This is a genomic window from Streptomyces sp. NPDC088785 (assembly GCF_044750685.1).
Lineage (GTDB): Bacteria > Actinomycetota > Actinomycetes > Streptomycetales > Streptomycetaceae > Streptomyces.
On sequence record NZ_JBIVKH010000003.1, the window covers coordinates 62,551 to 78,639 of the forward strand.

Sequence of the window (16,089 nt, forward strand, 5' to 3'; positions counted from 1 at the left end):
GCCCGTTGCTTTCCCGGCCCGAGCGACCACGACCGGCAACCCCAACAGAGAGAGGTCACCGTGACCACACAGACTACCCACCCCGCCGCCGCCTTCTCCGGCCCGATCAAGGAAATGACCGCCGCTGTCGCGGTGCTGGCCAACCTGATCGCCCGGCACCCCGAGCTGCCGGACGCGTACATCGTCATTCACGCCCCGTTCCACAAGTCCCCTGCGTCCTTCGACTTGCAGCTGCGCAACGCGAGCGCCATGGAGGCGTGGCGAGAGGCCCTGCGCATCAACCCGCTGACGGTCGAACTGCACGGCCGCGGCGCGCACTCGTGGGTCGAGGCCACCACCACGGTCCACGGCTTCAAGGTGGACATCTCCGGGCACGGAGTGCTGCTCACTCCCGAGCAGGCCACCGAGCCGCGCGTGAAGACGCCCGGCCCGGTCGTGGCCCTCGCCACGTCGCCCGCCGCGCAGACGTCCGCCATCGGCCCGGCGGTGACCGCGTGAACTCCGTCGACCAGTACGCCGCGCAGGCCGAGCGCCTCGCCGCCCAGGCCCACCACTTCACCTACGGCGACGGCGCCGACCCGGGCACCGGGCACGCGCTCGCCGCCGAGGGGCAGATCTACGCCACGCTCGCGCTCGCCGCCGCGCAGCCCGCGCCCTCGACCGCCGAGGTCTTCCGCGCGGAGCACCCGGACTCCGGCATCACCCTCGGCCACTACACCTCGGCGGCCGCCGCCCGCGCGCACTGCGAGGCCCTGACCCGCCTCCGAGTACGACGAGGAGGCCGACGAGTGAACGCGCGCGCCATCACCAGCGCGGCCGGAGTCATCCTCGCCGCCCTCCAGCAGCACCGCACCTCCGCCGGCATCGCCTGCGCCCTCGACGCCGCCGGACTCCTCAACAGCCCCGAGCGCGCCGCCGACCTGACCGCACTCCGCAAACAGCTCGTCGAGCTGGAGACGCGAGCCACCGCCGCGCGCGGCATCCACACAAAGTTCCCGGACTCCGAGCACTGCACCCACGACGGCGAGCCCTGGCCCTGCCCCACCCTCGCCGCCCTCGGCCACGACTAGCCACCGAGACCGGCCGGGCCCGCTTCGCTCCGGGCGGGCCCGGCCACCCCAGCACCACCGAACGAAAGGGCACCACCGTGGCGAAGACCACCGGCAGCGACGAGACCGGCGAGACGCTCGCGCGCCGCATCGCCGACCTCATCATCGACGCTGCCACCAACTCGCCCCGGTCCCTGCAAAAGCGCATCGGCCCATCCGAGGTCGGCGACCCGTGCGACCGGCGCCTCGCCTACAAGCTGCTCGACTGGCCGACCGCACGCGACGACGGCGACCCCATCGCCTCCGTCATCGGCACCGGCTTCCACTCCTGGATGGAAGAGGTATTCACCGCGCGGAACAAGGTGGACCAGGAGACCGGCCGCACCCGCTACAAGGTCGAGGAGCGCGTCACCGTCCGCCCTCACCAGCTCGCCGCGCTCATCGTCGCCGGATCCTCCGACCTATACGACCGGGCCACCGGCACCGTGTGGGACTGGAAGCTCGTCGGACACACCACCCTCGACAAGTACCGGCGCGAGGGCCCCGGCACCCAGTACCGCACCCAGGCCCACCTCTATGGGCTCGGCCAGGAGAACGCCGGAGAGACCCCCGAGCGCGTCGCAATTTGTTTCGTCGCCCGCTACCACGAGCTGCGCGTCCACGTCTGGACCGAGCCCTACCAGCGGCAGGTCGCGCTCGACGCGCTCGCCCGCCTCGACGCCGTCCGCGCCCGCCTCGACGACGACAGCGCCCAGGCGACGGACTACGCCCACACCTGGTGGGCCCAGATCCCCACGGACAGCAAGGCCAAGTGCCGGTTCTGCCCGTGGTTCAAGCCCGGCTCCACGGACCTGACGGTCGGCTGCCCGGGTGTCCAGTCGGCCGGGCCCGCACGGCACGGCTTCGAATCCCTCATCGCATAAGCAGGAGACGTATCCATGGACGCCAACAGCTTCCTCATGGGCGGCGGCGGTGCCCCCACCGCCAAGTTCCCCACCATCGGAACCATCGTCGGCGGGCAGATCACCGAGCCCCCGACCCTCGAACAGCAGCGCGACATCAAGACCGGCGAGAAGAAGTTCTGGTCCAACGGCGACCCGATGATGCAGATGGTCGTCACCGTCCAGACCGACGTCCGTGACCCGGCCATCGAGGACGACGACGGCAAGCGCCGCATCTTCATCAAGAGCCACATGAAGAACGCCGTCGCCGACGCCGTGCGCGCGGCCGGCGCCAAGGGCCTGGAGGTCGGCGGCACCCTCCGTGTCCGCTTCACCAACGAGCTGCCCGCCAGCGGGCCCGGCATGTCCCCGGCCAAGCAGTACGACGCGCACTACGTCGCGGCCGCCGCCGCGCACCTCGGGTTCGACCAGCAGGGGCCGCCCGCGGCGCCGCCCGGCGTGAACCCGACCACCGGCGAGATCACCACCCCGCCGCCCGGCCTCACCCCGCAGCAGTACGCCGCCGCGCAGCAGAACCCGGCCACCGCCGCCCTCGCTCACCAGGCCGCCGCGCCCGCCGCGCAGCCCGGCGACGAGCCCCCGTTCTGACCCGCCCACCCGCGCCGCCCGCCGCCGCGACCACACCGCGCGGCGGCGGGCGGACCAACCACCAGAACGGAGGCCCGTAGTGGCCGACCTGACCGCCCGAGTCGCGGACGTCACCACCGAGTGGACGGCCAAGCTGCTCACCGACGGGCTCGAGGCCGACGCGCACACCGTCACCCTCGGCGCCGCTGAACGCCCCATCGCCCGTATCCACTTCGCGTTCGAGCCGGACATGCCCGACGAGATGCGCAACGCGCTCGTCGAGGGACTCGCCCAGGCCCTCGCCGACGTGCTCTGACCGTCCGCCGCCGGGCCTCCCACTTCCCCCCGCCCGGCGGCGGACCCCCCACGCCCCACCCCTCGCCCGCCTCGTCTTGAGGAGCACACCCCTTGAGCACCACGCCACCGCAGGACACGCTCGCCGCCGCCACCGCCTGGCACCAGGCCGGCGCGAGCGTCGTCCCCGCGGCCGCCAACGGCACCAAGGCCCCGGCAGGGCAGTGGAAGCAGGCGCAGACCGAACGCGCCAGCGCCGAGCAGCTGCACGCGTGGTTCACGAACGGGCACCCCGGCCTCGGCATCATCCTCGGCGCCGTCTCCGGCAACCTGGAGATGATCGAGTTCGAAGGCCGCGCCATCGACGAGAAGGTGCACGAGGCCTACGGCGAGATCATCGAAGCCTCCGGGCTCGGCGACGTCTGGACCGCCATCAAGACCGGCTACTGCGAGCGCACCCCCTCCGGCGGCTACCACCTCATCTACCGGGTCGACGGCGGCCCCGTCCTCCCGAACACCAAGCTGGCCCGCCGCCCGTCCACCACCGAAGAACTCGCGGCCAAGCCCGAGAAGTTCAAGGTACTGATCGAGACGCGCGGCAAGGGCGGGTTCGTCGTCACCGCCCCCAGCCACGGGCCCGTCCACGACACCGGCCGCCCCTGGGAACTCCTCGCCGGGGGCCCGGACCGCATCGCCACCATCACCGCCGACGAGCGCGACGCCCTGCACACCATCGCCCGGATGCTCGACACCACCGCCTCATCCGAGGGCCCAAAAGTAGAACCGGCCCACGCCGACGCAGGTCACAGCACCGACCCGGCCGCCGCGTTCCTGTTCGGCAGCGCACCGTCCACCGAGGGCGGCCTGTCCCCACTCGACGACTACGAGCAGCGCACCAGCTGGGCCGACATCCTCAAGCCGCGCGGCTGGCAGCTGCTCCTCACCCACGGACACACCTCGTACTGGCGGCGCCCCGGCAAGACCATCGGGATCTCAGCGACCACCGGCCACGCCACCGACCGCGACCGCCTGTACGTCTTCACCACCTCCACGGAGTTCGAGGCCGAGCGCCCCTATACCAAGCCGGGCGCCTACGCCCTCCTCGAACACGGCGGCGACCACAGCGCCGCCGCCCGCGAGTTGAGGCGCCTCGGCTTCGGCCGGCGCACCGAGCCCGCCCGGCACCTCGCCGTCGTCCCCGCCCCCGCCGCACCCGTCGACGGCACCGCCGCCCTCCACGTCGACGAACCCGCCCCGGCCGCCGGACGCGGCAGCTACACCCGCACCGACGACGGCAACGCCCTGCGCCTGGTCGACGACCACGCCGACAGCATCCGCTACTGCCCGCAACGCGGATGGCTCACCTGGGACGGACACCGATGGACGTGGGACGAGCGCGGCCACGTCGCCGAACTCGCCCGCGACATCGCACGGTCACTTCCCGAGGGCGAAGGCGACTTGCAGCACAAGGGCCGCTCCCTGTCCGCCCGCGGCCTCGACTCCATGGTCAAGGTCGCCCGCACCGACCCCCGCATCGTTGCCCCCATCGCCACCCTCGACGCCCGCCCCTGGGAACTCAACACGCCCGGCGGCGTCGTCAGCCTCCGCACCGGCCAGCTCACCGCCCCCGACCCCGACGCGCTGCACACCCGCTCCACCGCCGTCGCCCCCGACTTCGAACGCCCGGCGGAACGCTTCACCGCGTTCCTCAAGGAGACGTTCAGCGCCGACGCCGACCTCATCACCTACGTGCAGCGTCTCCTCGGACTCTCCCTCATCGGCACCGTCACCGAGCAGCTGCTGCCCTTCGCGTTCGGCGAGGGCGCCAACGGCAAATCCACCCTCGCCGACGTCGCCATGCGCCTGGTCGGCATCGGGGAGACCGGCTACAGCATCAGCGCCCCCTCCGAAATGCTCCTCGCCTCTTCGGCCTCCAACCACCCCACCGAGATCGCAAGGTTGGCCGGCGCCCGCTTCGTCGTCGCCTCCGAGCTGGACGACGGGCAGCGCTTCGCCGAGGCCCGGATCAAGATGCTCACCGGCCGCGACATCATCACCGGCCGCTTCATGCGCCAAGACTTCTTCTCCTTCGCCCCCACCCACACGCTGTGGCTGCTCGGCAACCACCGCCCGGCCGTGCGCACCGGCGGCCCCGCCTTCTGGCGCCGCCTGCGCCTGGTGCCGTTCCTCAACACCGTGCCCGAGCACCTGCGGGACACCGGCCTCGAAGAACACCTCGTTGACCACGAAGGCCCATCCATCCTCGGGTGGCTGATTCGCGGCGCCGTCGACTACGCCCGCCACGGACTCACCACCCCGGCTGCTGTTCAGACCGCGACCGAGGAGTACCAGGGCGAGCAGGACACCGTCGCCCGGTTCATCGACGAGCGGTGCACGCTCGGCATCCCCGGCACCCCGAGCATGCAGACCCCGTCGGGCGCCCTGCTCGCCGCCTACAAGACGTGGTGCGAGGGCGAGGGCGAGGAAGCCGTCTCGCCCAAGAAGCTCGCCGGACAGCTGAAGAAGGCGGGCGTCCTCGTCGACCGCAACAACCGCTTCCGGTTCTACGACGGCATCGCGCTGCGGTCTGGAGGTGCCCAGTGAAAGCGTCACGCCTCCGCACCCCCGACAGCCCTATGCGTCACGCCCGAATCACATTTATTGATCTTGGTTGTGGTGTCGCCGAACTCCGCTGTGACGCTTACGGCCCTCACCGTGACGCATCGAGTGACGCATCGCACCGCCCATCGCCGCAGGTGGTGACGCTTGTGACGCTTGTGACGCTTAGTCTCCCGTTCCTCTCTATCGCGCACGCGCGCACGCACACGGGCCGTCATCCCGGGTGTCGTGTCACAAGCGTCACGCGACACCCGAAGCGTCACGGCGGCCCGCCGTGACCGGCCGCCCGCGCCGGATGCTCGCCGACGTCGTCCAGGCCGCGGTCGACGCCCGTGTCGAGACCGTCGCCCGCGGCCCCTGCCCCCGCTGCGGCGCCGACACCGTCGCCGCCCGCACCCCCGACCGCGTCGCCGCCGTCGACGTCCGCGCCGACCCCACCCCGCTCGACCCCGTCGCCGAGATCCTCGCCCGCCTAGACGGCCGCCTCACCTGGTGCCTCACCACCGGCGAGCACACCGGCGACCGGATCCGCTGGCGCGGCACCGAGCACATCGCCGCCGGCCGCTGCACCCACACCGTCCTCGCCGACCACCGCTGTCGGCCCCGCCCCGTCCAAGGAGTCCTGCTGTGACCAACCGCAACAAGACGAAGGGCTCCGCCTGGGAGCGGGCCATTGTCGACCACCTCCGCGCCAACGGCTGGCCGTTCGCCGAACGCCGCATCGCCGGAGCGGCGAAGGACCGCGGCGACATCGCGGGCGTGGTCGGCGTCGTCATCGAGGCGAAGAACACCGCCTCCCGCAACCTCGCCGAATGGATCGAGGAGACCGAGCTGGAGCGGACCAACGACGGCGCCTGGCTCGGCGTCGTCTGGCACAAGCGCACCGGCCGCGCGGCCGCCGCCGACGGCTACGTCACCATGACCGGCGCCCAGTTCACCGCGCTCCTCGCCCGCGCCCTCGACATCCAGCCCGCCCTCGACGAGGCGAACGCCACCGCGCAGGACTGCGGGTACGACGACTACCACGCCCCCCACGCATGGGCCGACCAGCCGAAAACCTGGTGCCCCGGGCACGGAGAGGGTGACGTGGCATGAGCGAGCAGCCCGCCCGCGTGCAGGGCATCCGGCCCGGCCTCCAGGTCCGCGGCCTCGACCGCGGCCAGACCCCGATCGCCGACTGGCTGTGCGCCTGCGGCGTCCACGAGCGCGCCACCGGCCGGGCCCGCGTGCAGGAGCTGCTCGCCCGCGCCCGCGTCGGCGCCTGCCCGCACCGCCCGGCTGAGCAGGAGGTGGCCGCGTGATCCCCGACGCCGTCCGCGCCGTCCTCACCGCCGTCATGGCCGAGCACCCCGGCGCCTCACCCGACCTGCTCGCCCGCCTGTTCGTCGCCGAACTCAACGACCTCGGCTGGCACATCACCGCCAAGACTCTCCCCGCCGCCGCCCGCACCGCCTGAAGGAGCCCGCCATGCCCGACCGCCGCCGCTGCCCGCGCGGCCACTTCGCCCCCACCGCCGGTACCTGCCGGTGCGCCCGCCGCAGCTACCTCGGCCAGCACGCAGACATGTGGGGCCAGCGCCTGCACGCCGGCACCCGCGTCACCACCATCCCGCTCGCCGGAAACCGGCTGTGACCGCGCTCGCCGCCGCGTTCCTGACCGTCGTCTACGGGGCGCTCGCCACCGCCGCCGGGGCCGCCGCCCTCACCGCCACCGTCATCGTCATCATCGCCGGGTCCATCACCGGCCTGTGGAGGAGATCATGACTTTCATCGTCGCCGTCCTGCTCGCCGCCGCGCTCGGCTGGGTCTGGGGCCACAGCTGCGCCCGCATCAAGGTCGTCCCCGTCGGCGCCACCGCCGACCAGGACGCCGACGCCCTCGACGACGCCTGCTGCGAGGTGTGGTGGACGTCGGCCGGCACCGCCCACACCGACGGCTGCGACCGCGCGAGGTGGACCGCATGAACCAGCACATCGCCGACGAGGGCGCCCTGCGTACCGCACGCCGCGACGCCCTCGCCGTCCTGCTCTCCCGCGCCGCCCGCGGCGTCCTCGGCCCCACCGAGGCGCAACTGCTGCGTCAGCACGTCGAGACGGAGATGCGTGATGCCGACACCGCGCGCACCGAGCGCGACGACTGGGCAGGACGCTGCGGCACAGCCGACGCCGAAACGGACATCGCGCAACGCCACGCCGAGCACGCCGCGACCGAGCTGCGCGTCCTGCGAGCGGGCCTGCGCGCGAACGGCGCCGACCCCACCCAGATCCAGAACCTGTGGGCGCAGATCCGGCTCCGCAACCGGCAGTGGCGAGACGCCAAGGTGCGGGCCGCGCAGGCCGAGGAGCTGCTGAGCATCGCCCACGAGACGTCGAACCGAGCGGAGACCGCCCTGAACCGCGTGCGCGGTCTCGCCGCGCAGTGGGCCCGTGCCGGACAGGACCCGACCGCGTGCATCGACACGGACGCCGCCGCACGGGCCCTCGCCGCCGCCGTCGCCGACCCCAAGGAGTAGAGCACCATGAGCGCCACCTGCGGACTGTGCGAGCAGCTGCTGGAGCACGGCTACCTGTGCCCCGGCTGCACCCTCGCCACCGCCCGCCGCCTCGACGCCGCGCCCCGCTGGTACACCGCGCTGGAGGCGTTCCTGCCGCCCGCCGTCCTCGGCCCCGCCGAAGGACGGCGGGCCGGGGGCCGCACCGAGGCGCCGCTGCCGCTCGCCGAGGCCCCGTTCAGTCTTCGCGGGCCCGGCGGCATCGTCGGCGTCCTGGAGGACTGGCGCTCGGCGATGCAGGCCGACCGGCCCGGCTGGGGACGGCCCGTCACCGCGGGCACGATCGAGCGGAGGATCATCGTCGCCGCCCGCGCCCTCTCTCTCAACCTCGACTGGATCGCCGCGTCCTGGCCGGCCGCCGGGACGATGGCCGAGGAGATCCGCGACCTCGAACGGGGGGTGCGCTCGATCGTTGCGCCTCCCGACCCGGCCGAGCGGCCCGAGCCCCGGGGCCTGTGCCCCACCGTCGTGGACGCCGAGGGCGGCCGGTGCGGCGCCGTCCTGGTCCAGCGGCGCGGCGAGAGCGCCATCACTTGCCGGTGGTGCGGCACCTCCTGGCCGCCGTCCCGCGTGCTCGCCCTCGCGCGCGCCCAGCAGGAGGCGAGCCGCACCGAACCGATTGCAATCTAACCCCCGGGTTGGATATGGTCGGGGGGATGGAACCGAAGCCCTGGCGGGACCGGGTCCGCGACGAGGAACAGCTGTTGGAGCAGCTCAACCGACTCGCCTCCGAATCCGCCACACGACGGGCCGAGGCCCTGCGCGAGGGCGTTGGGGAACTCGGCAACGTGGCCGCAGTCGCCCGCGAACTCGACCGCAGCTGGAACGCCATCGACAAGGCGCTCCGCAAGGACCAGCGCAAGAAAGCGGCGAGCCAGCTCGACGCCAGCACAACCGAATAGAACGAGGGCCGGACAGCAGCTCACGGGTGTTGGAGCACCCGCGGCGCGCGCACCGCCCGACCCTCTACGCCCCGGCGCGCTCGTAACGCGTCGGCACTTGATCACGAGGAGCAGACCCTCATGACCCAGCGGAACCCTATCGCCCACCGGCGCCTCGTCGCCTCGGGCGTCCTGCGACGCACCCCGGCCGCGGCCGCCGCCGCCCAGCGCCACCGCGTCGCCCTGCTGCACAAGCAGTGCGCCGCCGACTACGCCGCGACCGCGCACCGCCGCGCCCAGGACCACCGCGACGACGCCCACCTGTGCGCCTACGCCGCCGAGGCGGTGGCCGGCCGATGACCGGAGCCCAGTTCGCGCGCGCCGTCGTCTCCACGGCCGCCGCCCTCACCGCCGGATGGTCGCTGTACGCCGTCGCCCGCCACTACGACGCCCCCAAGGGCATCGCCGGGGCAGCCGTCCTCGTCTTCGACGGCATCGCCTACATGTGCCTGCACCTCGCCAGCGAGGCCGCCGCCGACGGACGCAGCTCCTTCGGGGCCCGAGTCACCGTCCTGGGCATGGCCGGCGTCTCCGTCTACCTCAACCACACCCACGCCGACCTCATCCGCGGCGGCCTCCCCGCGTTCGCGCTGTTCGCCGTGCCGACCCTCGGCCTGCTCGCCGTCTCCGAACTCGCCTGGGCCGGGCCGCGGGCCCGCGCCCGCCGCGCCCACGGTGAGCAGCCGTTCCGCTTCCCGACGTTCGGCGGCTGGGCCTGGGCCCTCGCCCCGCGCAAGGCCGGAACCACCGTGCGGTCCCGCGCCATCGAGCACATCGAGCGCGACCCGCGAGCGACCGAAGCAACGCGCGACCCCGACCGCTCCCCGCAGGCCGTCCTCCGGCGCCGGTTCGCCGACATGGACCCCGCTGACGCGGTCCAGCTCGCACACGATGCGCTCCCTGATGCGACCCCGGCCGAACTCGCCTCCGACCTCACCGCCTACGGCGTCACCATCGACGCCGTACAGGTCGCCATGATCCTCGGCCACCGGCCCGCCGAGTACGCGGTGCATCGCCCCGCATCACCCCCGCATCAGCAGGTCAACCCGCCTGTGCCCGCGCTGGACCCGGTCAATCTTCAGGGCGCCGTCGAGGAGGCCGCAGCAGCCCTCGGCCCCGACGCATCACCCAAGGCGATTACCGAGCACGTCGAACGCCACAGGCGCCTCATCGTCGACGAGGCCTACGTCCGCACCGCACTGTCGCGCGCCGCCGCGAAGAGACAGCCACCCGCCGGCGGCGACCAGATGCGGGGTGGATACGCGTGACCAGCCACCAGCCCGGCGCCGACGAGCGCCGCGTCCAGGCCGCCCTGCGACGGCTCGGCGTCGGGGCCGATGCCGAGACCCGCCCGCTCCCGCCGATGCCCTCTACGCTGCCCGACGGTTTCGGGGCCCGGCCCCGCGACTGGCTCGACGATCTCCTCGACAGCAACAGCGATGAGCCCACCCCCCGGCCCGCCCCCACGCCGACGCCCCCCGCGCCCGAGCCCGCACCCGCGCCGGCCCCGGCCCCCGAGGAGCCGCCCGAGCACCGCGACTGGACGTGGCTCGCGCGGTGGATCCGCCCCTGGCACACCGTCACCGCCGGCGCCGTCTCCGTCCTGCCGCTCTTCAACGGCTGGTCGCCGGCCACCGGCTGGGCCCTCGTCCTGCACGACATGCGGGCCGACAGCGTCGGCGGCGCCTACACCACCGCGGCCGTCACCCTCGCTCTGGCCTACGCCCTGGACCTGCGCCGCCGCCGCTGGCTGCTCCGCCTCGCCCTCATCACCACCGCCGTGGGCTCCCTCGGCGTTCTCGACCTGTTCGACCCCGTCACCCTCGTCACTGGAGTACACCGATGACCGCCCTCACCGTGGGCGGCCTGCTCACCGCCCTGATCATCCTGACGGCCAACCTCTACCCCTGGTGGACCGGCGGCCGCGAACTCTCCAAGCTCTCGGCGTTCGGCAAGGGCTTCGCGGGCGCGGCCTGCGCGGCGGCCTGCCCCGGCGGCGTCCTCGGCTGGGCCCACACCCACAGTGGCGCCCTCGCCAACGGCGCGGGCGAACGCGCGGGCCGCGCCGCCACCGGCGCCCCCGCCACCGCCAGCCTGACCACCGGCCAGCTCACCGGCCTCGGCACGACCGGCGCCGTGATCGTGGTCGTCGTCGTGTTCCTCGTCGGCCTCTCCTACAAGGCCGCCGGGAAGAACGACAAGAAGAGGATCATCGGCGGGGCCGTCGTCGGCTCCATCCTGCTGCTCACCGCAGGCGTGGCCGGCGCCCTCGTCTGGCTCCCCGGCGCGCTCAACGGAGTTGGTGACGCGGTCGTGGCCGCCGTACAGGGGGCGGGAATCCTGTGAAACGCCCCGACCGCGCCGCCCGGGCCCGAGCGGCCGCACGCCTCGCCCGCGGCAGCACCCTCGTGTGGCGGCGCCGCGCCGCCGCGCTCGCCCGCTGGATCCGCAAGGGCCGCCGCGACGACCTCACCGGCTGGCGCGCCGTCCTCGGCCCCGTCGCCCGCGTCCTCGCCCTCATCGCGCTCGCCTGGATCGCCTACGGCATCCTGCGCGCCCTGCCCTGGCTCTGCGGCGTCCTCGCCGCCCTCTGGTGCAGGGCCGCGTGGAAGGCCGGCCGCATTGCCACCCGGGAGCCCTCGGTCGATGCCCCCGCGCCGCTCGACCCCGAGGCCGTTCGCACCCTCCTGCTGACCGTCATGGAGGACGCCCCCACGGTGCACCTGCGGACCGTCCTCGCTCACCTCCAGGAGCACGGCCAGTGGGAGGGCCAGACGGTCACCGATCTGCGCCGCTCCCTCACCGCCCTCGGGGTGCCGCACGATCGCCGCGTCAAGGTCGGCCGGGTGCCGACCTGGGGAGTCCGCCGGGCCGACCTGGAAGCCCCTTCCCCGGTCGAGCCGCAGGCCCCGTCTCCCACCCCGTCTACCGCCGCTTGACCTGCGCGTCTACCGGCTCATCTACCGCCATCTCCCGGGGCATCTCCCCGGACATCTACCTGCCCAAGGGGCGTGAACGCATCATGATCCACAGCCTGTTGAAGAGAATCCAGGCCGCGTACACCTACTGCTCTGAGTGCGGCTGGTGGGTGCAGAGCTGCCCCCACCAGAGTTGACTGCGAGAGGATGACTCTCATGACGGACGATCTGGTGCAGTGGCTCGGCGAGCAGCTCGACGAGGACGAGCGGATCGCGCGGGCAGCGACGGCTGGCCCGTGGACACAGAGCGGCATCGGCGAGTACGGGTGGGGCGTCGCCTTCAGTGTTCCGGGTGCTGGCGTGGAGGCCAACGACAGCGACCAAGGCCGCGCCGACGCCGACTTCATTGCTGCTCAGGATCCGGCGCGGGTGCTGCGCGAGATCGACGCCAAGCGGGAGCTGCTGGTCTGGCTGGTCCGCAAGGACGACTGGGCCCTGGACAACGACCTTTGGACGTGGGACAGCGACGACGCGCTGCTGCTCCTCGCCCTGCCCTACGCGGACCGGCCCGGCTACCGCGAGGAGTGGAAGCCGTGAGCGATCTAACCGACTGGGCTCGCGGCCACATGGCCTCTGCTGGCGGAATGCTGCTGTGGCTGGGCGAGCAGATCGACGCGGACGACGCCGGTGACCCATCGCACTCTCTGGGTGCCCTCCGGGCGGCGCTCGCGGAGTGCTCGTATTGGCATGGTCGCAGCGTTGCTGCCACCGCTGAACGGTTCCCGATGCCGGACCTGTCGGCCCGCTACGAGGTGGCCATGGCCACCGCCCGCGCCATGGCTGCCGCCTACGCAGACAGGCCCGGATACCGCGAGGAATGGCGGCCGTAGAGCACCATGGGCCCATGGAGTCACAGCTACTGCGCCCCGGCTATCTCACCGCCCATCAGACGGCGGCCGCCCTAGGCATCACCCTTGACGGCGTCCGCCAGCTGGTCCGCCGCGGGGAGCTGACCGCCGCCCCGGGCAGCAGCCCACGACAGCGCTGGTACAGCCTCACCGACGTCCAGGCCTACGACGCACGGCGAGCACTCCGCGCCGCCGCTTGACGCGCAGGTCAGAGCAGTGTCACGATCTCGGTGAACAACTGTGCCCTCAACCGGCACCGCAGACGCACGACGCAGCCCCCGCCACGAGCCCCCTCGGCGGGGGCTGCATCACGTCTCAGGAGGTGGCGCCCGTGGCCGACCCGCGCAACGGACGCCCCTACCGCCGCCTCGTCGCCGCACAGAAGGCGCTGGGCCTGCCCTGCTGGCTGTGTGGCCACAACATCCCCGCGCACGTCGACGGACGCCGGCACCCGCTCGCCTTCACCCTCGACCACCTCGTACCCCTCTCGCGCGGCGGCGACCTGCTCGACCCGGCCAACGCCCGCAGCGCGCACCGCCGATGCAACAGCGCCCGCGGCAACCGGCCCACGATCAAGCGACCGAAGCGACCCGCACTGAGGTGGTGACCATGAAGCACGGACAGGGCACTCACTTCTGGTTCATGTCCCTGGCACTGATCACCAGTGAAGGGATGAGCTTCTACCGACGCACGGGGCACATCTCCCTCAACAAAGGCGCCACACGCTTCAACGCCTTCGAGGAGATCCTGGCCGCGATGAAGGAACAGACACCCGCGCTGCATGACGCCGTGGTGCTGTCCTTCGACATCCAGCCGAACGCCCTGTGAGCCACCGTGCTGTACGTCATCACCGGCCCGCCGGCCGCGGGCAAGAGCAGCTGGATCGACGCGCACGCCAAGCCGCACGACATCGTCATCGACCTGGACCGCATCACCCTCGCCCTCACCGGACCAGGCGCGCCGCAGTGGAACCAGGACGCGACCGTCGTCCGCGTCGCCCAGCGCGCGCGCTACGCCGCCATCGACGAGGCCATCAGGCACCGGGACAAGGTGGACGTCTACCTGATCCACACCAGGCCCAAGGCCAAGGCGCTCGCGCAGTACAAGAGGTTGGACGCGCGCATCGTGGCCGTCGATCCGGGCCGCGACGTGGTCATGAAGCGCATCGACGCGATGCGTTCCCCGGAGATGAAGCGGGTGGCCACCGCCTGGTACAACGACCGCCGGCGCCAGGCCGCGCACACCGTCTCCCAGTCACCGCTGGACTGGTAGGCAACCGGCCCGCGGGGCGGTCGCAGCCCGTGACCGGGCCCGGATCGGGCACCTGCGAGCACGGTGGATCAGCGGCCTGGCGGGGAGAGTGGATCAAAAGTTCAGCGCTTCCCCGGGCGACCCAAACGCCCTTCTCGCCCGATTTTTTACACGGGTCCTGTACTCGCTATTCCGCTGGCCTCGACTCCAGCGAATTAGGGGCCGCCGCTAATCCGGCGAGCCTGCCTTCAGCGATTTAGCGCCGTGACGCTCTGCGACCTCTCGGGGGTGATCATGGCGACGAACGTGGAAGCGACCCAGGCCGAGATTGATCACCTCCGCGTCGCCGACAGCGCCCCGGGCCTGGCCCAACTCGCCCTGACCCTGGCGGCGGTGATGGACGGCAAGGACGGGGCGACGGCCAAGGCGAACGCGGGCCGTGAGCTGCGGGCCGCGCTGGAGGGCCTGCGCAAGGTCGCTCCGATCGCCGCCGAGGACGACAAGGTCGACCAGCTGTCGCAGAAGCGGGAGGAACGCCGTGTCCGCGCCCGCCGCGCCTGACTCCGGCTACGGCGTGCAGGCGCCCCGGCTGTTCACCGCACCGCCCAACTCCCTGTCGTCGTCTGGTCAAGAGGCTGTCGAGCTGGCGGCGATGGCCGGCCTGGACCTGTTCCCGTGGCAGCAGCACGTCCTCGACGTCGGGATGCGGGAGCGCGCAGACGGGAACTGGTCGGCGTTCGAGGTCGCGGTGAACGTCCCGAGGCAGAACGGCAAGGGCGGGATCATCGAAGGGAGGGAGTTGGCCGGGCTGTTCCTGCTCAAGGAGCGGTTGATCATCCACAGCGCTCACGAGTTCAAGACGGCCCGGGTCGCGTTCCAGCGGATTCAGTCGCTCATTCTCGGATGCCCTGACCTGCGCAAACGTGTCAAGCGGATGCTGTGCAACACCACCGAAACTTCGATCACCCTGACCACCGGGGAGAGCTTGCAGTTCATCGCCCGGTCGGGCGGGTCAGGGCGTGGCTGGACCGGGGACTGCAACATCCTCGACGAGGACATGATCCTCGGCGACGACGCCATGGGCGCGCTCATGCCGACCATGTCCGCCGTCCCCAACCCGCAGCTCTGGTACCTGGGCAGCGCGGGGATCGGCGCCCCGTCCGTGCAGCTGGCTCGGCTGCGGCGCCGCGCACTGGCCGCGCTGGAGGCCGGTGTTCCCGACCCGTCGCTGGCGTACTTCGAGTGGTCGATCGATCCGCACGTCGACGAGTGCCCGACCGGCTGCACCGACCACGACGATCCGGACGACCCGGCGTCGTGGGCGAAGGCGAACCCGTCGCTTGGCTACTTGATCACGTCGGAGTTCGTGCGCAACGAGCGCGCGAGCCTCGGCAGCTCCGGCATCTTCGAGCGGGAGCGGCTCGGCGTCGGCGCCTACCCCTCGGACGAGGCGGACACCTGGCAGGTCATCGGCGAGGACGCCTGGCGGGCCCTGGCGGTCGCTGACGCGAAGCGCAGCGGCACGGTGGCGTTCTCCATCGACATGACGCCCGAACGGTCGCACGCGGCGATTTCTGCCGCGTTCCCGTGGCGGGGCGGCGTGCACGTCACCGTCGTTGAGCACCGGCCCGGGGCGGGCTGGATCGTCGAGCGCGCCAAGGAGCTGCACAAGAAGTGGTCCCCGCGGTGCTGGGTGATCGACCCGGCGAGCCCGGCGGCGTCGCTGACCGGCGCACTGGAGGACGAGGAAGACGGGCTCGGCGTCGAGGTGGTCAAGCCCACGGGCCGGGACATGGCGGCGGCCTGCGGCCAGTTCTACGACGCGGTGTCGGCCCAGGAGCTGACGCACTTCGACGATGCACCGCTTGCCGCCGCGCTGGCCGGTGCCCAGCAGCGGCCGCTCGGCGACGCCTGGGCGTGGGCCCGGCGGGGCGTGTCCGTGGACATCAGCCCGCTGGTGGCGGCGACCCTTGCCAAGTGGGGGCTGGGCGCCGAGGTGGAAGAGGAAGGGGCGCCGAACCTGTGGTGAG

29 protein-coding genes are annotated in these 16,089 nt (G+C 72.6%); all 29 read left to right on the forward strand.

The features are described from left to right. Positions 1–60 precede the first annotated feature (60 nt). The 29 genes from ACIP5K_RS10775 (at position 61) to ACIP5K_RS10915 (ending at position 16,088) form a co-directional block, all read left to right on the forward strand. The gene (locus ACIP5K_RS10775; protein WP_401407709.1) at positions 61–498 is read left to right on the forward strand and encodes a hypothetical protein; all 438 of its coding nucleotides are present in this window, start codon (positions 61–63) and stop codon (positions 496–498) included. Beyond that, on the forward strand, positions 495–1,070 hold the full coding sequence (locus ACIP5K_RS10780; protein WP_401407711.1) for a hypothetical protein: 576 nt from the start codon (positions 495–497) through the stop codon (positions 1,068–1,070). Before ACIP5K_RS10775 ends, ACIP5K_RS10780 begins: the two co-directional genes overlap by 4 nt. A 77-nt stretch (positions 1,071–1,147) precedes the next feature. Further along, complete coding sequence (locus ACIP5K_RS10785; RefSeq protein ID WP_401407713.1) at positions 1,148–1,972, forward strand: hypothetical protein; 825 nt, start codon at positions 1,148–1,150, stop codon at positions 1,970–1,972. 15 nt (positions 1,973–1,987) lie between these two features. Then, positions 1,988–2,599, forward strand: coding sequence for a hypothetical protein (locus ACIP5K_RS10790; RefSeq protein ID WP_401407715.1), 612 nt, complete (start codon positions 1,988–1,990; stop codon positions 2,597–2,599). A gap of 79 nt (positions 2,600–2,678) precedes the next feature. Beyond that, positions 2,679–2,894 carry a hypothetical protein gene (locus ACIP5K_RS10795; protein WP_401407717.1) on the forward strand — a complete coding sequence of 72 codons (216 nt, stop codon included), beginning with the start codon at positions 2,679–2,681 and terminating at the stop codon, positions 2,892–2,894. A 92-nt stretch (positions 2,895–2,986) separates the two neighbouring features. Then, positions 2,987–5,476, forward strand: coding sequence for a phage/plasmid primase, P4 family (locus ACIP5K_RS10800; protein WP_401407719.1), 2,490 nt, complete (start codon positions 2,987–2,989; stop codon positions 5,474–5,476). Positions 5,477–5,765: 289 nt separating this feature from the next. Beyond that, the gene (locus ACIP5K_RS10805) at positions 5,766–6,122 is read left to right on the forward strand and encodes a hypothetical protein (RefSeq protein WP_401407721.1); all 357 of its coding nucleotides are present in this window, start codon (positions 5,766–5,768) and stop codon (positions 6,120–6,122) included. Then, entirely contained in the window at positions 6,119–6,586 is a 468-nt protein-coding gene (locus tag ACIP5K_RS10810) for a hypothetical protein (protein ID WP_401407723.1), read from the forward strand. The genes ACIP5K_RS10805 and ACIP5K_RS10810 overlap by 4 nt, the downstream gene beginning before the upstream one ends. Continuing rightward, a complete protein-coding gene (locus tag ACIP5K_RS10815; protein WP_401407725.1) occupies positions 6,583–6,792 on the forward strand; it encodes a hypothetical protein in 210 nt (69 codons plus the stop codon). Before ACIP5K_RS10810 ends, ACIP5K_RS10815 begins: the two co-directional genes overlap by 4 nt. Then, positions 6,789–6,947: a hypothetical protein gene (locus ACIP5K_RS10820; protein WP_401407727.1), complete on the forward strand. Its 159-nt coding sequence runs from the start codon at positions 6,789–6,791 to the stop codon at positions 6,945–6,947. Before ACIP5K_RS10815 ends, ACIP5K_RS10820 begins: the two co-directional genes overlap by 4 nt. Before the next feature lie 11 nt (positions 6,948–6,958). After that, positions 6,959–7,123, forward strand: coding sequence for a hypothetical protein (locus ACIP5K_RS10825; RefSeq protein ID WP_401407729.1), 165 nt, complete (start codon positions 6,959–6,961; stop codon positions 7,121–7,123). Next, positions 7,120–7,254 carry a hypothetical protein gene (locus tag ACIP5K_RS10830; protein ID WP_401407731.1) on the forward strand — a complete coding sequence of 45 codons (135 nt, stop codon included), beginning with the start codon at positions 7,120–7,122 and terminating at the stop codon, positions 7,252–7,254. The genes ACIP5K_RS10825 and ACIP5K_RS10830 overlap by 4 nt, the downstream gene beginning before the upstream one ends. Then, complete coding sequence (locus ACIP5K_RS10835) at positions 7,251–7,454, forward strand: hypothetical protein (protein WP_401407733.1); 204 nt, start codon at positions 7,251–7,253, stop codon at positions 7,452–7,454. The genes ACIP5K_RS10830 and ACIP5K_RS10835 overlap by 4 nt, the downstream gene beginning before the upstream one ends. Beyond that, on the forward strand, positions 7,451–8,002 hold the full coding sequence (locus ACIP5K_RS10840; protein ID WP_401407735.1) for a hypothetical protein: 552 nt from the start codon (positions 7,451–7,453) through the stop codon (positions 8,000–8,002). The genes ACIP5K_RS10835 and ACIP5K_RS10840 overlap by 4 nt, the downstream gene beginning before the upstream one ends. Before the next feature lie 6 nt (positions 8,003–8,008). Further along, positions 8,009–8,671 (forward strand): hypothetical protein, encoded by a 663-nt coding sequence (locus ACIP5K_RS10845; protein ID WP_401407737.1) that lies wholly within the window; start codon positions 8,009–8,011, stop codon positions 8,669–8,671. Positions 8,672–8,697: 26 nt separating this feature from the next. After that, positions 8,698–8,943: a hypothetical protein gene (locus ACIP5K_RS10850; protein WP_401407739.1), complete on the forward strand. Its 246-nt coding sequence runs from the start codon at positions 8,698–8,700 to the stop codon at positions 8,941–8,943. 120 nt (positions 8,944–9,063) lie between these two features. After that, a complete protein-coding gene (locus tag ACIP5K_RS10855; RefSeq protein WP_401407741.1) occupies positions 9,064–9,282 on the forward strand; it encodes a hypothetical protein in 219 nt (72 codons plus the stop codon). Next, positions 9,279–10,250 carry a hypothetical protein gene (locus ACIP5K_RS10860; protein ID WP_401407743.1) on the forward strand — a complete coding sequence of 324 codons (972 nt, stop codon included), beginning with the start codon at positions 9,279–9,281 and terminating at the stop codon, positions 10,248–10,250. Before ACIP5K_RS10855 ends, ACIP5K_RS10860 begins: the two co-directional genes overlap by 4 nt. Further along, complete coding sequence (locus ACIP5K_RS10865; RefSeq protein ID WP_401407745.1) at positions 10,247–10,828, forward strand: hypothetical protein; 582 nt, start codon at positions 10,247–10,249, stop codon at positions 10,826–10,828. Before ACIP5K_RS10860 ends, ACIP5K_RS10865 begins: the two co-directional genes overlap by 4 nt. Continuing rightward, complete coding sequence (locus ACIP5K_RS10870; RefSeq protein ID WP_401407747.1) at positions 10,825–11,328, forward strand: hypothetical protein; 504 nt, start codon at positions 10,825–10,827, stop codon at positions 11,326–11,328. Before ACIP5K_RS10865 ends, ACIP5K_RS10870 begins: the two co-directional genes overlap by 4 nt. Further along, positions 11,325–11,921, forward strand: coding sequence for a hypothetical protein (locus ACIP5K_RS10875; protein ID WP_401407749.1), 597 nt, complete (start codon positions 11,325–11,327; stop codon positions 11,919–11,921). Before ACIP5K_RS10870 ends, ACIP5K_RS10875 begins: the two co-directional genes overlap by 4 nt. Before the next feature lie 195 nt (positions 11,922–12,116). After that, positions 12,117–12,497 carry a DUF6221 family protein gene (locus tag ACIP5K_RS10880; RefSeq protein ID WP_401407751.1) on the forward strand — a complete coding sequence of 127 codons (381 nt, stop codon included), beginning with the start codon at positions 12,117–12,119 and terminating at the stop codon, positions 12,495–12,497. Then, entirely contained in the window at positions 12,494–12,790 is a 297-nt protein-coding gene (locus tag ACIP5K_RS10885; RefSeq protein WP_401407753.1) for a DUF6221 family protein, read from the forward strand. Before ACIP5K_RS10880 ends, ACIP5K_RS10885 begins: the two co-directional genes overlap by 4 nt. Before the next feature lie 14 nt (positions 12,791–12,804). After that, entirely contained in the window at positions 12,805–13,008 is a 204-nt protein-coding gene (locus ACIP5K_RS10890) for a hypothetical protein (protein ID WP_401407755.1), read from the forward strand. A gap of 131 nt (positions 13,009–13,139) precedes the next feature. Next, complete coding sequence (locus ACIP5K_RS10895; RefSeq protein ID WP_401407757.1) at positions 13,140–13,415, forward strand: HNH endonuclease; 276 nt, start codon at positions 13,140–13,142, stop codon at positions 13,413–13,415. A 2-nt stretch (positions 13,416–13,417) separates the two neighbouring features. Continuing rightward, on the forward strand, positions 13,418–13,636 hold the full coding sequence (locus ACIP5K_RS10900; RefSeq protein WP_401407759.1) for a hypothetical protein: 219 nt from the start codon (positions 13,418–13,420) through the stop codon (positions 13,634–13,636). 6 nt (positions 13,637–13,642) lie between these two features. Continuing rightward, positions 13,643–14,080, forward strand: coding sequence for an AAA family ATPase (locus ACIP5K_RS10905; RefSeq protein ID WP_401407761.1), 438 nt, complete (start codon positions 13,643–13,645; stop codon positions 14,078–14,080). Positions 14,081–14,353: 273 nt separating this feature from the next. Beyond that, complete coding sequence (locus ACIP5K_RS10910) at positions 14,354–14,620, forward strand: hypothetical protein (protein ID WP_401407763.1); 267 nt, start codon at positions 14,354–14,356, stop codon at positions 14,618–14,620. Continuing rightward, positions 14,598–16,088: a terminase gene (locus ACIP5K_RS10915; RefSeq protein WP_401407765.1), complete on the forward strand. Its 1,491-nt coding sequence runs from the start codon at positions 14,598–14,600 to the stop codon at positions 16,086–16,088. Before ACIP5K_RS10910 ends, ACIP5K_RS10915 begins: the two co-directional genes overlap by 23 nt. Position 16,089: the final 1 nt, after the last annotated feature.

Coding starts and splice junctions, on each gene's coding strand:
- ACIP5K_RS10855 (WP_401407741.1), top strand. CDS start 9,064: ATGACCCAGCGGAACCCTATCGCCCACCGGCGCCTCGTCGCCTCGGGC.
- ACIP5K_RS10890 (WP_401407755.1), top strand. CDS start 12,805: ATGGAGTCACAGCTACTGCGCCCCGGCTATCTCACCGCCCATCAGACG.
- ACIP5K_RS10850 (WP_401407739.1), top strand. CDS start 8,698: ATGGAACCGAAGCCCTGGCGGGACCGGGTCCGCGACGAGGAACAGCTG.
- ACIP5K_RS10900 (WP_401407759.1), top strand. CDS start 13,418: ATGAAGCACGGACAGGGCACTCACTTCTGGTTCATGTCCCTGGCACTG.
- ACIP5K_RS10825 (WP_401407729.1), top strand. CDS start 6,959: ATGCCCGACCGCCGCCGCTGCCCGCGCGGCCACTTCGCCCCCACCGCC.
- ACIP5K_RS10880 (WP_401407751.1), top strand. CDS start 12,117: ATGACGGACGATCTGGTGCAGTGGCTCGGCGAGCAGCTCGACGAGGAC.
- ACIP5K_RS10870 (WP_401407747.1), top strand. CDS start 10,825: ATGACCGCCCTCACCGTGGGCGGCCTGCTCACCGCCCTGATCATCCTG.
- ACIP5K_RS10790 (WP_401407715.1), top strand. CDS start 1,988: ATGGACGCCAACAGCTTCCTCATGGGCGGCGGCGGTGCCCCCACCGCC.
- ACIP5K_RS10815 (WP_401407725.1), top strand. CDS start 6,583: ATGAGCGAGCAGCCCGCCCGCGTGCAGGGCATCCGGCCCGGCCTCCAG.
- ACIP5K_RS10845 (WP_401407737.1), top strand. CDS start 8,009: ATGAGCGCCACCTGCGGACTGTGCGAGCAGCTGCTGGAGCACGGCTAC.
- ACIP5K_RS10840 (WP_401407735.1), top strand. CDS start 7,451: ATGAACCAGCACATCGCCGACGAGGGCGCCCTGCGTACCGCACGCCGC.
- ACIP5K_RS10835 (WP_401407733.1), top strand. CDS start 7,251: ATGACTTTCATCGTCGCCGTCCTGCTCGCCGCCGCGCTCGGCTGGGTC.
- ACIP5K_RS10860 (WP_401407743.1), top strand. CDS start 9,279: ATGACCGGAGCCCAGTTCGCGCGCGCCGTCGTCTCCACGGCCGCCGCC.
- ACIP5K_RS10910 (WP_401407763.1), top strand. CDS start 14,354: ATGGCGACGAACGTGGAAGCGACCCAGGCCGAGATTGATCACCTCCGC.